Origin of the sequence: Mediterraneibacter hominis, from assembly GCF_014287475.1 — a bacterium.
Taxonomy (GTDB): Bacteria; Bacillota; Clostridia; order Lachnospirales; family Lachnospiraceae; genus Mediterraneibacter; species Mediterraneibacter hominis.
The window spans coordinates 43878-57444 of the sequence record NZ_JACOPF010000005.1 but is presented as its reverse complement, the minus strand read 5'-3'; the positions used below and the strand labels follow the sequence as shown (position 1 = coordinate 57444).

Here is a 13567-nt window from a genome sequence, read left to right as displayed (position 1 = left end):
ATTTAGTGGAAATCAATATTGATTTCCACTATTTCACTTTTAGTTCCTACACGCATATAGGGACCAAAAATCCCCACTCCAGAAGTGACAATGTTATGCATCTCACCCTTTTTTAAATACCCATAGGAATTTTCCCACATAAGATCTGTTAAAAGGTTACCGGGAAACATCTGGCCATCATGCGTATGACCACATAAATCCAGATCTACCCCTGCTCTGGAAAGTTCTTCTAGTTCTCTTGGCTGATGATCTATCACAAGAATCGGCTTCCTTTTATCCAGATTTTGAATCAGCTCTTCCGGTGTCTTTCTATAAATACCCGACTTCTTCTTGGAAGAATAATCTTTTCTTCCTACCACATAAAACTGATCATGGATGAGTACTGCCTCATCTTCCAAGGTCTGAATATCCGCATCCTCCAACAGCTTTTTCATCTTGTCTCCCACATAGACATCTTCACCCTGTGAAAAAGTAAAGCCGGCCAGAATTTTTTCTTCATAATCATGATTTCCATAACATGCATAAACACCATAACGCGACTGAATACCTTGCAAAGCGTTCTTAATTCTTTCCGGATTATCCAGCGATTCATAGTGATTATCAAAAATATCCCCTGCAATACACACCAAATCTGGCTCTCGTTCATTGATCTTATCTACCATTTTTTCTATCTGACGATACCCGATACTGTAACCCATATGCAGATCCGCTATGAGTACAACTTTCATCTGTCCATCCGCATAAGACTCTGATTCTATCTCGATATTATAGGTGGTTGTTTTGATATTTCTTGCTTCATATATTCCATAAAAACTGATGAATACAACTAAAGAGACACACAAGGTTCCAACACGAATAAAAGTCTTTTGAGTAACAGGGAAACATCTTTGCAGTGTCTTACTTCTTTTTACCGCTATATGAAACAGCTCCAATATTGCAGCTGTCAAAAATATGTACAGAAAAATTCCCAGCCAGTAATTACTAATTCTTGCTATATGTCTTTGAAAAGAGGAAAGGGGAATAAAAAAGGCTATAAGTGGAGATGTGCATAAAAAGAGATAGCCTGTTCCTGCTATATTTTTCACTATCCTATTATTAAAGCGCCTAAAGCAGGCTGCCAGAAAACGAAAAAGCCAACGTAAAATATAGAAATTCACCAAAAGATAAATAGGGGCCAATAAAAATGCAATCATACTCTTACCTCTGCAAATTATGTTTTGCTTTTACTTAAATAGTATTCTATCATTTTCCCAATGCATCCACAATAAAAAGTAATAGTTATGAAATCATTGTAAAGCAAAACCGGAGTTATGCAACACCTGCCATTGGCATCGCACAACTCCGAATTATCTTTCTTATATCTATTTTTTCTAAATGATTTTTCCGATTATTTACCACAGTTTTTTGTATATCTCGATCACATCTTTTTTTCTCGGCACTCTTGGATTTGTCTCTGTGCAGCCGTCTGCCATGGCGGCATCTGCCATCCTGTCGATTGCTCCGAAATATTCTTCCTCCGTAACTGTCCCCATCTGTGAAACAGAAAGTGGAATATCCATTTCTTTCAGCATAAACTGTACCCAGTTTACCAGAGAGCGCACTGTCATAATCTCATTATAGCTGCTCAAGCCGAGAATCTGTGCGACTGTGGCATATCTTTTTACTGCCGGCAGATATTCTGTACGGCTTTTGCTGTGCTTGTTAATATCACTGTTAAATTCAATGATATGTGGAAGCAGCATTGCATTTGCCCGTCCATGCGGAATATGGAACGTTGCGCCAAGCTGGTGCGCCATGCCATGATTTAATCCCAATGACGCAGAGTTAAAAGCAAGTCCAGCCAGACAAGAAGCAGAATGCATTTTCTGCCGCGCGTGGGTATCGTTTCCATCCAGATATGCGCGAAGCAGGAATACACCGCAGATTTCAATCGCTTTCTCCGCCAACGCCGTAGAAAAGTCATTTCTATTGATACTCACGCATGCCTCCAGGGCATGTGTAAATACGTCCATTCCTGTGTCTGCCGTAATAGAAGGCGGAACACTCTTTACCAGTTCTGCATCTAAAATTGCTTCATCTGGAGTAAGGGAACGTGATACAAGCGGATACTTCATCTGGGCTGCCGGTTCAGAAACTACGGCAAAGGAAGTTACCTCTGACCCAGTCCCGCTTGTCGTAGGGATCGCAATCAACCCGACCTCTGCGTACTGCTCTACCCGGAGAGCAAATTCGCGGATAGATTTAGAAGAATCTATAGCAGAGCCGCCTCCTACCGCAACAATTGCGTCTGGTTTGTATTCCAGCATTTTCCGGACACCCTCGCTGATTTTTTCAATCGGAGGATCCGGCACAACATCTTTAAAAATCTCAAATTCTTTGTTTCCCCGTTTCAGAGGTTCTGTCACCAGGTCAATCATGCTACCTTTCGCCACAAATGGATCTGTGACGATCAATACCCTATTGTAAGGTATTTCGGCAAGGCGATCCAACGCCTGGTCTCCAAAAAATATTTTTGTCTTAATATCAAAGCTCTTCATAAGCGCCCTTCCTCTATTCAGGATAAATACACTCTATCCCCAATTCTTCAAACTTCTGAAGCCAGCTTGCTTCAGGTTTTTCATCCGTAACGACAGTTGCGACGTCCTCCAGAGAACCTATTGCCGTGAATGCTGTTTTATCGAATTTACTGCTGTCCACCGCCAGAATCCTCTGTTTTGCGGATTCCAGCATTGTCTTTTTGTTATTTGCATGCAGTTCATCTGAATCCGTAATTCCGGAAAACAGGTCAATTCCTTTACAGGAAATAATTGCTTTATCCACATGGTATGAACGCAGCATTTTATCTGTCTGCGGCCCTACCAGCGCAAATGTCCCTTCTCTCGAGACACCGCCCGTTGAAAGAACGTTCCACTCCGGCGCATCAAACAATTCAATGATAATCTCAATAGAATTCGTGATAACCGTCAGGTTTTTACGTTCTTTTTCTTTCAACATTTTTGCGATATAGACCGCTGTGGAGCTTGCGTCCAGCATGAGACTGTCTCCATCATGCACGAGCTTTTCAACCTGCTCCGCTATTCTCTGCTTTCCTATTACATTCCGGTTTTTTCTGACATTGAAGGGCAGATCAATATTTACATTCTCATTGATCACTGCTCCCCCATAACTTTTGATGGCATACCCATCATTAACCAGTTTCTCCAAGTCTCTTCGGATCGTCTCTTCAGACACATCATAAATACGACTCAGTTCACTTACAACTACACGTCTTTCAGCCTGCAGTTTATCCAATATTTCATTCCGTCTCTCTATTGCAAGCATCGCACTGCCTCCCGGTAATTTTACAAAATAGCGTCTCGAATCTGAGCATCTGGATGTGCAATAACAGAAGAATCAAGGAACATCCCTCTGTCTGCTATCGACTCCTTCGCTCTTTCGATTGCCGCTTCTACAGCTGCAACTTCTCCTGTCAGCATAAGATAAGATTTTCCACACATACCTCTTGCGATTCTAAGTTCAATCAAATCTACAATCGCCGTCTTTGCAGCTTCATCCGCCGCTACAATAATAGAAGAAGCATCATAAGTTTCTAAGATTCCCAGAGCTGAAACATTTTCAATATTCGCAGCTCCATAGATAGCCGGGAAAATGGACTCGTGTGGGTTACCGAGCACAAAACTGTCAATCAGGTGCAGGCCATGCAGAGCTTTTGCATTATCAACAGCCGCTTTTACCGCGCTTAAGTCACCTGAAATGATTGCGATATATTTTCCCGGACATACTGTCTGTGCTTCGATGATATTGACTTCAGAGGTTTTTACCATAGCGTCCACCGCTGTAACACCCGCTGAAACAGTCTTATATTCTACCATTCCAATTGCCTTACTCATTTACCTGCACGTCCTTCCTGAGTTTCTATGATTATATATTTCTCATTTACTTCACTTACCGTACCATTTACAGAAGCGTGTATTCCTACACTCAATCCCTTCCCTGGTTCAGCAATCATCTGTCCCTTTGTTACCTTATCCCCCTGCTTTACAATCGGCATAGCAGGAGCACCAATATGCTGGCTCAGCAAAATTCTTACTTTCTTTACAGGCACTTCTGATTCATCCAATGGCGCTTCCTTGTTGTATTTTGTCAAATCCAGTCTTGCCATCAAACGTTCCATAGGAACTTTGCGGAACTCTCTTTCCGGCCCTACCGGTTTTGCCTCCACCTTAGGAGGACGGATTCCGTTTGCCCGAAGTCCTGCCTTATATTCTGCCATCAGGCTTCTAGGAGAAAGTCCCTGGAAGCAAGAGTACAATTCACAGACACCACAGGAGGAACAGAACATTGTATTGATGAAAATATTCGGCTCCTGTACGTCCTTGCAGGTAGCTGCCAGCATAAACTTATTCGGTTCAATCGGATGTCCCAGCAGATGTCTTGGACATAGATCCGTACACATCGAACATTGACAGCAACAGGCTGCCGCCCGTTTCATATCAATGGAATTTTTCTTTAACTTTTTCTGAATAATATAATGATCCTCTGGAAGAACCAGAATCGCATTCGTCGTCTTGGTCACCGGCTGTGCTCCGGTTCCGATATTTCCCATCATCGGCCCGCCGACAAAATATACCGGATTCGGTGTCGTCACCCGTCCTGCAAGCGCTACGACTTCATCCAGCGGTGTCCCTATCGGCACACGCACTGTCACCGGATGCTCTACCTCCGCAACAACAGATACCAGTTTATCTTCTACAGGCATCTTATCATTGAGCGCCCTGTATACATTGTATACTGTCTCTACATTGAATACGGCAACGCCGCTTTCTATAGGAAGCCCGCCTGGTCTTACGACCTTGCCTGTGACTTCATAAATTAAAACCACTTCATCACCTGCCGGATATACTTCATCTAAAAGTCCCAGCTTTACTTCCGGATATTCTCCGATTACAGCCTCTAACGCCGCAATTGTCTTTTTGTATGCCTTCTTGATTCCAATAATTACTTCTTTTGCACCGACTGTCTTTCCAATCAGATGGAAAGTGTCTACAATTTCCTGTGCGTATTTTTCCAGAAGCTGTCTATGTAATCTCAGTAGTGGTTCACATTCTGCACAATTTAAGATAATCGTCTCTGCACGTTCATCTAACTTTGCATATGTTGGAAAGCCTGCACCACCTGCACCAACAATACCGTTTTGTTGCAATATGTTGCTTAATTCTTTCATATCCATAATTTCACTACTCCAGTCCTGTTCCATCGTCAATAATTCCAACGATTGCCGCATCGACAGGCGCGTCCGGCATGCCGCTTCCAATCCGCGCCGCACTGCCCTGTGCCACCAGCACAAACTCACCTATTCCCGCACCAATCTTGTCAATCGCAATGAGTTGTTTTGCACCGGACTGCATATGCTCTAAAACATCCACAATCATAAATTTATTGCCGACTAAATTTTCACATTTCCGTGTTGAAACAACACTTCCTACTACTTTTCCTACCAGCATGTCATCCTCCCTATTGCGATTGCTTTCATACCATTTACTTGATAATTGTCACTGTATCCCCAGTCGCAATTTTTGCTGCGTTTGCTTCATCTGTATCGATATGCATTTCCAGAGTAAAGCTGTCGTCCACACGGATTTGTACATGATTGAATATGGTTCCTCTCTCGTTATCTGCCTTTACAGATACAATGTCCCCGTCATGTACGCCTGCTGCCATCGCATCCTTCGGAGCCATATGGATATGTCTCTTTGCAATGATGCAGCCTTCATTTAAATAAATCGCGCCTTTCGGTCCGACTACCGCAACCGCTGCGCTGCCAGCAACATTTCCAGATTCTCTGATTGGTGCTTTCACCCCGAGGCGAATCGCGTCTGTCGCTGAAATTTCTACCTGTGATTTTTTTCTTACAGGCCCTAAAATTCTTACATTTTCTATCGCACGAAGCTTCAGACCTACAATTGTCACCGTCTCATTGGAGGCAAACTGTCCGCCCATCAGCTCTTTTTTCTTAGTCAGTTGATACCCTTTTCCAAACAAAGCTTCCACATGTTCCTGTGTCAAGTGAATATGTCTTGCAGAAACACCGATCGGTACGACAAATCCACCTTCATCCGAAGATTTCTGTTTTTCTACCGCTTCCAGCACAAGCTTTGTAATTAACGCTACGTTATTGTTATCCATATCAATTCTCCTCATTAAGTATTCACAAGCCTTACGGCCGCCTGCGGCGGACGTAAGGCCGTAAATATTGTGTCAAACAAATGTTTTATTATTTGATTGCCGGAAGAATTTTCTCTACATCTGTGTGTGGTCTTGGGATTACATGTGTTGCAACTAATTCCCCAAGTCTTCCTGCTGCCTCTGCACCAGATTCTACTGCGGATTTTACTGCTCCGACATCTCCGCGTACCATTACAGTTACCAGTCCGGAACCAATCTTCTCTGTTCCTACCAATACTACGTTTGCAGCCTTTAACATTGTATCTGCTGCTTCAATAGATGCTACTAAACCTCTTGTTTCCACCATACCTAATGCTTCCTGTGACATTCTTCGTTCCTCCTTTTGAATTGTTGGTTGCTCTTGTTCTGCCTGATGTGCCGCCTGTTTCACTCTCTGTACTGTCTTTGACGGCGCTTTGGCTGTTGTTGTTTTTGTTGTCTTCTTAGCGGATGCAGCTTTTGCAGTACTGGTTGTCTTTTTTGCCGCACCTGCATTCTTGGATGTGCCAGTGCTCTTTGAAGCTCCGGCCGTCTTTTTTTCCTCTGCCATCACACTGCCTCCTAATTTACCCTGTTCACGCTCTTTGCGATAATCTTCAGTATCTCTTCATGAGGACTTGGAATTACCACGTGGCAGGCAGGTTCTTTGATTCCATTTGCTGCGGCAGTTTCAATGGCCTGCGTGACCGCGGATACATCCCCTCGGATGATAATCGTGACAAGTCTTCCGCCTAATTTTTTCTCCCATGTGACCAGCTCGACTTCTGCTGTCTTGCACATGATATCTATGGCAACCACTGCTGCGGTTACACTGGGGATTTCAAAAAATCCATACGCTTTTCCCATGAGACTGCTCCCTTTCATTCATTCGCAGTTAAACCCTTCTCTATTTCAGAACTCTCCTATACTGTAGGAAGGATCTTCTCTACGTCGTTGTGTGGTCTTGGAATTACATGTGTTGCAACTAATTCTCCAAGTCTCCCCGCTGCGTCAGCTCCTGTCTCAACAGCAGCCTTTACTGCTCCGACATCTCCGCGCACCATTACAGTTACCAGTCCGGAACCAATCTTCTCTGTCCCTACTAATGTTACTTCTGCTGCCTTTGTCATTGCGTCCGCAGCCTCGATTGCTGCTGTAAGTCCTCTTGTTTCTACCATACCTAATGCTAACTGTGCCATTGCCATTTTATTTTCCTCCTAAATTTCTTCAATTTCTTTTTCGTTGATTAAATGTGGTTTTCCTTTATCTAACCCGCTAAGCTTCAGCATCTTTTCTGTATCCTCTGTAGGTCTTGCAATCTCATATTCAGCTACAACTCCCGCAAGCTCCTCTGCTCTTCGTTTTGCCGCATCTAACGCCGCCGTAACATCGGATACGCTGCCGCGGAATTTAATCATTACAATCAGTGGTACAGGTAATTCATCTGCATTTGCCGGTTTATTTTTGTCAAAGGTCTCCAGACGGACATTTCCTGCCTTACAGCCTGCGTCTGCCGCTGCAAAGGCAGTTGACAGCCCGAATACCTCCAACATGCCTACTGCTTCTCCCATAACATTTCTCCTTTAAGGGGACTGGCTTCATTATTTATTAATAATTGCAATCTTTAAGCCCTTCATTGCCAGGTTCGTCTGGTGAGCTTCATTGATCTGCTCCAACGGGAACTCATGTGTAATCAATTCATCCATTGGGAGTCCGATTCCTTTTGCTCTCTTTAAGAAATCAAATGTTGTCGCATAATCTCTCAATGTATATACCCAGGAGCCTACCAATGTAATCTCTTTGGAGCACAGATCAAAGTGTGGATTGATGGTTGCGTCTCCACCGTTGATAAAGAATCCAAGCTCGCACAGACCGCCGCCATTTCTGATAAATTTATAAATATTGGCATGTGCTACAGGAGAACCTGTACACTGGAATGCGAAGTCTGCCGCATATCCGCCGAACGCATCCTTTACTCCCTGCGCCAGTGCTTCAATGCCCTGGAAATCTTTGAAGTTTACGCTCTTTTCTGCACCCATTCTCTTTGCGAAGTCGAGACGTTTCTGTTCGCCATCCACCGCAACAATATTCTCAATACCCATTGTACGCAAAACTGCGATACAAATCAAGCCAATCGGCCCACATCCTTGTACGACAACTCTGCTGTTGAATCTCAAGATGCCTGTTGTTTTTGCTCTCTCTACTGCGTGTACAAGCACTGCACATGGTTCAATCAGAATACGGGACTTCAAATCCAGGTCACTTACATTAAATACCGTAGAGCCTTCCCGAATCAATATGTAGTCTGAAAACCATCCATTCAAGTGAATATCATCATCCGGAAGAAGTCCGTATACGTCTGCTCCGCCGACATTCTGCTTATTTAAGTCAAACATTGTGATATCCGGGTCGTCCTTGAAAATCATACAGGTTACAACCTTGTCGCCTACCTTCAGCGGCTTTCCTGCGCTGTCCGCTTTTACGTTTTTACCCATTTTTACGATTTCTCCGGTTCCCTCATGTCCGAGCGCTACCGGAATCAGTCCGAATGGATCTCTCTTAAATTCGTGTGCATCTGTCCCACAGATTCCACATCCCTCTACTTTGACGAGAATATCGCCGTCGCCGACCTCCGGCATCGGGAATTCTTTTACATCATAGTGTTCCAGAGAAGTCAGCATCGCAACATGTGCGGTCTTTGGAACTGCCTGGCTTCCTGCGTTTGCTGTCTGTGCAGAAGGAATTGGTTTTTCCAGCATACTTTCCAGCACCTGTTTTACAACCGCTTCTACATTTGCAGAATTCATTTCCATGTTTTTTGTCCTCCTCTATCGAATACATAAACTGTCTGTCATTACGCAGCGTCTTCTCTTTGTAAAGGTGCTTGCGCTTGTAAGTCCTTCACCTGTTCTGCTGGCGATAGTAAATGTACAAAATCCTTCGCCGCCGAATCCAAGAGCCGCATAAGACGGTCCGTTTTTCACAAGTATTGCAGTATCGATTGCCTTTGCATATTTTGTGATGTTATCTACATTCTTAGAATGGATATGTGCAGAATGTCTGTTTCCATGCTCCAGCCACACCGCCTGCTCCACTGCGTCGTCAAAATCCTTTGCTCTTACTACGCCGAGAATCGGCATCATAAGCTCTGTCGCAATCAGCGGATGTTCCTTCGGCCCTTCGAATGTAATGCAGCGGATATTGTCCGGCACTGTCACGCCGATCATGCCGAGCAGCGTCTTTGCGTCACGTCCTACACATTTTCTGTTTAAGCGTCCGTCCTTTAATACAACTGCTGTCAAAGCGTCCTGCTCCTCTTTCGAAGCAAGGTAGCACCCTTGTTCCTCTATCATATAATGCATCAGCTCATCTGCCACGCTGTCCACTGCCACTATCTCTTTTTCTGCAATACATGGAAGATTGTTGTCGAATGTACAGCCATTTACAATATCCTGTGCAGCCTTACGGATATCTGCTGTCTCGTCCACCAGCGCCGGCGGATTTCCTGCACCTGCTCCGATTCCTCTTCTTCCTGAAGAAAGAACCGCTGTCACAACGCCTGGCCCTCCAGTCGCAGCAATCAGTTGAATCGCTTTGTGCTTCATCATCACATTACTCGTCTCCAAAGTCGGATGCTCTACTGTGCATGCAATGTTATCCGGCCCGCCTGCTTCTACAGAAGCTTCATTCAGCAGATTCACAGCATAGATAGAAGTTTTAATCGCCGCTGGATGCGGGTTAAATACAACTGTATTTCCGCCTGCAAACATTCCGATTGTATTGCAAAGCACCGTCTCACTCGGGTTTGTACACGGTGTGATTGCTCCGATTACCCCGAATGGGCCCATCTCGATAAGGGTAAGTCCTCTGTCTCCAGACCATGCCGTTGTTGTAATATCTTCTGTTCCCGGTGTCTTTTCTGCCACCAGCTGATGTTTCAAAATCTTATGTCCAACATTTCCCATGCCGGTTTCTTCCACACCCATACGTGCAAGAATTTCCGCATTTTCTTTGATTTTTTTACGGATGTTGGAGATTACTTTTTCTCTGTGGTCCAGGGTCATTCTCGCAACAATCTTCTGTGCTTTCTGTGCGGCTGCAATCGCCTCGTTCATGTCGGCAAACACACCTCTGTTTCCTGACACGTCAGATGCTATCTGCATTTTTGCAAGCACTTCCTGCACAATGTCCTGCACCATCTGTTCATTTACAGACACGCTAATACCTCCTTAAAAACGTCCCTTCCATAAGCGGCAATCTTCGTATCCTGCTGTGCTGTACCGCCGCTTACCCCCAGGGCACCTATTATTTTTCCATCTGCTTCTAACGGTTCCCCTCCGCCGAAGATAACAATTTTACCTCCGTTTGTAAACTGGATTCCGTATAAAGACTGTCCCGGCTGGCTCAAATGGCTTAACTGCTCCGTAGACATCTTGAGGCTCGCTGAAGTAAATGTCTTATTGATTGCAATATCAAAGCTTGCTATGTAGGCATCGTCCATACACTGGACGGCAACAGGCCTGCCCGCCTTGTCTGAAACAGCAATTACCACATTGACCCCTATTTCTTTCGCATATGCCTTTACCTTTTCTATCAGTGCATTTGCAAGATTTAAAGTCATCTCTTGTTTTTTGCATTTACAGACATGCCTGCCAATCTGATTGGAATGTTTTTCTTCCATCTCTTCCAGCACAGCTTTCACTGCTCTGGTAATATCCTGTTCGTTCATAGCAGTCCTCATTTCTATATGCTCTATATGCTCTATATGCTTTATGCTTGTCTTAGTTCATTCCTAATTGATCCATAACCTTCTTTGTAATAGAAGCAACCAAGTCTGCGTCTGCATTTCCAATTGTTGCAGAAGCAGCTTTTGCAGTGCCGCAGCCACCGCCGCAGGTATGGCAGCTTGGTTTTCCTGCTTTCGCATTTGGACACAGATTTGCAGGATGTTTTCCAGGAAGCCCGAACTGTCTTCTGATCTCATACAATCTTTCTACCTGTTCTTTGGAAAGCTCCTGCGGCCCGCCAATCTGCATACTCTGCCATAACAGACGTGCATAGAATTCTACGGATTCCATCTTATGGTAAGCGTTCAATAAAGAATCGGAGTAGGTCAGCGCTCCATGATTTTCCAGCAGCACTGCATCAAAATACTGCAGGTGTTCTTCTACTGCATCCGGAATCTCTTCTGTTGACGGTGTACCATATTTTGCAATCGGAACACATCCTAATGCAATTACCGCTTCCGGCATAATTGGCTGTGTCAGCGGAATTCCTGCAATCGCAAATGTCGTTGCATAGAGAGGATGCGCATGTACAACCGATTTTACGTCCGGTCTTTCTTTATACACGCGCATATGCATTTTGATCTCTGATGACGGCTTGAACCCTTTATTTGCCTGGATTACATTTCCGTTTGCATCCACCTTACAGATATATTCTGGTGTCATAAATCCTTTGCTAACCCCTGTCGGTGTGCACAAGAATTCATTATCGTTGAGTTTTACAGAAAAGTTGCCGTCATTTGCTGCAACCATTCCGCGGTTATAAACTCGTCTGCCGATTTCACACATCTCTTTTTTAATCTCATATTCGTTTTGCATTTCTTCTCCTCCTTGGATTTCTGAACAAAACAGCATAAAATATTTGTTTTGTGTTGTTTCTAGTTGAATATTACCACACAATCCCACATTAGTCAACTAATTTTCATGTTGGTTTTATTGGAAATCTTCTTCCCAGGGAAGCACATCTCCCTCCTCTTTTAAATACTCCAAAATTTCTGGAATTCCTTCGTATTTTTTAGAATCAACATAAAAAATTTTCTTGCATCCGGCAAGTCTTAGCCACCTCTCTGCACGTTCTACATTCGCGTTTTCATCGTGGATTTTTGTCACAATGCCAACCACCTCTCGGTTACACATAGATGTGCAGCAGGGGGGATACAGAGAATAGGGCTCTGTCGCCGATAAAAGCAGTCCCACAATATCTGCTTCATAAGCGTACAGTGCCAGTGCATACCCCAGATGTTTTGTCTGTGCATATTCTCCCGGTGTATCGATAATCACATCAAAATTGTTGACATACTGAGTCTTGTGATAGTGTATCTTTTCTCCCTTGAGAGCCTGCGTCAATGTAGTTTTTCCACATTCGCTGCGCCCCATTAGTACAATTTTTTTCATAGAATCAAGTCCTTGTTATCTCGCATACAGAGAAGCCCATCTTCTCTTTTACATAGGAAAGAACTGCCCGAATCGCCGCTTCTGTCTCGGAAATTGTCCCTGTTACAATCAGTGTCCCGCTAAAGCGATCTACAAACCCCAATTCAATTCCTGCCGCTTTGATGGCAATATCGGCGGCAATAATGGCTGTTTCCGCCGGACTGATTGTCAGAACTCCTATCGCAGATTTACTGTATTCTACTCTTGGATCCAGTCCCAGCTTTTCATACAGTGTAATATCTGGACTGGCAATCAGATGTGCAATCGTAATTTCTTTTCCTGGAACCAGCTCTTGTACAATTCTCTCCGGCATATGTTCTTGTGCCATCTTCCTTTAACCTCCTATCTGACATTCCATCTGTGATACTTCTTTTGCCGTCTGCAAAAGCATTTCCATCTTTTGATTCTCCGGCGGCTCTACATCTCCCATCAAATACTCTCTTCCAAGTCCGGCATATTTATCCTGTCCAAGCCGGTGATAGGGAAGCAAATGGATTCTTTTTACATTTCCTATCTCTTTCGCATATCGGGCGATGTCTCTAATCTCCTCTTTCGTATCATTGAATCCGGGAATCACCGGTATGCGGATACTTAATTCTGTCTGTCCGGACGCCGCTATCTTCCTTGCATTTTCCAACATCAATTCATTGCCTCTGCCGGTAAATTCCTTATGTTTTGCAGAATTCATATGCTTAATGTCGAGCAGATACTGATCCAGCCAGGGAAGAATTTCTTCTATTACCCGATAGTCCGCGCATCCCATACTCTCCATTGCTGTATTGATTCCGTTTTCCTGTGCGGCGCGAAGCAAATCTCTTGCAAATGCCGGCTGGCAAAGGCTTTCTCCTCCTGACAGGGTAAGTCCTCCGCCGGTTCTTCTATAGTATACCCTGTCTTTCTCCACTGTCTCCATCACTTCTTTTACTGTGACGTCTTCTCCAATGATCTTGGGCTCGCCCTGTACATACATAGTCTGAATTTTATATTCCTGGGACTCCGGATTACAGCACCACCTGCACCGCAGTACGCACCCCTTCAAAAATACAATCGTCCGTATTCCCGTACCATCATGGATGGAATATCTCTGAATATCAAAAATTCTGCCCTTTGTCTGTAAATATTCTTCCATGTCCTTTCCTTTCTTC

The 13567-nt window shown here is 44.1% G+C and carries 18 protein-coding genes; all 18 read right to left on the bottom strand.

Annotation, left to right across the window (positions count from 1 at the left end; all coding sequences use genetic code 11):
* Nucleotides 1–2: 2 nt before the first annotated feature.
* Nucleotides 3–932, bottom strand: a complete 930-nt coding sequence (locus H8S37_RS16130; RefSeq protein WP_243207231.1) for a metallophosphoesterase — start codon at nt 930–932, stop codon at nt 3–5.
* Between the two features lie 459 nt (nt 933–1391).
* Nucleotides 1392–2537 carry a 1-propanol dehydrogenase PduQ gene (locus tag H8S37_RS16125; protein ID WP_186877092.1) on the bottom strand — a complete coding sequence of 382 codons (1146 nt, stop codon included), beginning with the start codon at nt 2535–2537 and terminating at the stop codon, nt 1392–1394.
* 13 nt (nt 2538–2550) lie between these two features.
* A complete protein-coding gene (locus H8S37_RS16120; protein ID WP_186877091.1) occupies nt 2551–3321 on the bottom strand; it encodes a DeoR/GlpR family DNA-binding transcription regulator in 771 nt (256 codons plus the stop codon).
* 20 nt (nt 3322–3341) lie between these two features.
* Nucleotides 3342–3890: a BMC domain-containing protein gene (locus tag H8S37_RS16115; protein ID WP_186877090.1), complete on the bottom strand. Its 549-nt coding sequence runs from the start codon at nt 3888–3890 to the stop codon at nt 3342–3344.
* On the bottom strand, nt 3887–5230 hold the full coding sequence (locus H8S37_RS16110) for a 4Fe-4S dicluster domain-containing protein (protein ID WP_186877211.1): 1344 nt from the start codon (nt 5228–5230) through the stop codon (nt 3887–3889). The genes H8S37_RS16115 and H8S37_RS16110 overlap by 4 nt, the downstream gene beginning before the upstream one ends.
* 7 nt (nt 5231–5237) lie before the next feature.
* Nucleotides 5238–5504: a EutN/CcmL family microcompartment protein gene (locus H8S37_RS16105; RefSeq protein ID WP_178058519.1), complete on the bottom strand. Its 267-nt coding sequence runs from the start codon at nt 5502–5504 to the stop codon at nt 5238–5240.
* Nucleotides 5505–5538: 34 nt separating this feature from the next.
* Nucleotides 5539–6186 carry a phosphate propanoyltransferase gene (locus H8S37_RS16100; protein WP_186877089.1) on the bottom strand — a complete coding sequence of 216 codons (648 nt, stop codon included), beginning with the start codon at nt 6184–6186 and terminating at the stop codon, nt 5539–5541.
* 88 nt (nt 6187–6274) lie between these two features.
* Complete coding sequence (locus tag H8S37_RS16095) at nt 6275–6553, bottom strand: BMC domain-containing protein (protein ID WP_044954962.1); 279 nt, start codon at nt 6551–6553, stop codon at nt 6275–6277.
* Nucleotides 6554–6786: 233 nt separating this feature from the next.
* The gene (locus H8S37_RS16090; protein ID WP_186877088.1) at nt 6787–7071 is read right to left on the bottom strand and encodes a BMC domain-containing protein; all 285 of its coding nucleotides are present in this window, start codon (nt 7069–7071) and stop codon (nt 6787–6789) included.
* 56 nt (nt 7072–7127) lie between these two features.
* Nucleotides 7128–7403: a BMC domain-containing protein gene (locus H8S37_RS16085; RefSeq protein ID WP_009003872.1), complete on the bottom strand. Its 276-nt coding sequence runs from the start codon at nt 7401–7403 to the stop codon at nt 7128–7130.
* A gap of 18 nt (nt 7404–7421) precedes the next feature.
* Entirely contained in the window at nt 7422–7775 is a 354-nt protein-coding gene (locus H8S37_RS16080) for a BMC domain-containing protein (RefSeq protein WP_186877087.1), read from the bottom strand.
* 30 nt (nt 7776–7805) lie between these two features.
* Nucleotides 7806–9017 carry a zinc-binding dehydrogenase gene (locus H8S37_RS16075; RefSeq protein WP_186877086.1) on the bottom strand — a complete coding sequence of 404 codons (1212 nt, stop codon included), beginning with the start codon at nt 9015–9017 and terminating at the stop codon, nt 7806–7808.
* Nucleotides 9018–9032: 15 nt separating this feature from the next.
* Nucleotides 9033–10421: an aldehyde dehydrogenase family protein gene (locus H8S37_RS16070; RefSeq protein WP_186877085.1), complete on the bottom strand. Its 1389-nt coding sequence runs from the start codon at nt 10419–10421 to the stop codon at nt 9033–9035.
* Nucleotides 10412–10933 (bottom strand): GlcG/HbpS family heme-binding protein, encoded by a 522-nt coding sequence (locus H8S37_RS16065; protein ID WP_186877084.1) that lies wholly within the window; start codon nt 10931–10933, stop codon nt 10412–10414. Before H8S37_RS16065 ends, H8S37_RS16070 begins: the two co-directional genes overlap by 10 nt.
* A gap of 52 nt (nt 10934–10985) precedes the next feature.
* Complete coding sequence (locus H8S37_RS16060) at nt 10986–11807, bottom strand: class II aldolase/adducin family protein (protein ID WP_186877083.1); 822 nt, start codon at nt 11805–11807, stop codon at nt 10986–10988.
* A 114-nt stretch (nt 11808–11921) separates the two neighbouring features.
* The gene (locus tag H8S37_RS16055; protein WP_186877082.1) at nt 11922–12383 is read right to left on the bottom strand and encodes a EutP/PduV family microcompartment system protein; all 462 of its coding nucleotides are present in this window, start codon (nt 12381–12383) and stop codon (nt 11922–11924) included.
* Between the two features lie 4 nt (nt 12384–12387).
* Nucleotides 12388–12750 carry a BMC domain-containing protein gene (locus H8S37_RS16050; protein ID WP_186877081.1) on the bottom strand — a complete coding sequence of 121 codons (363 nt, stop codon included), beginning with the start codon at nt 12748–12750 and terminating at the stop codon, nt 12388–12390.
* 6 nt (nt 12751–12756) lie between these two features.
* The gene (locus tag H8S37_RS16045) at nt 12757–13551 is read right to left on the bottom strand and encodes a glycyl-radical enzyme activating protein (protein ID WP_186877080.1); all 795 of its coding nucleotides are present in this window, start codon (nt 13549–13551) and stop codon (nt 12757–12759) included.
* Nucleotides 13552–13567 lie beyond the last annotated feature (16 nt).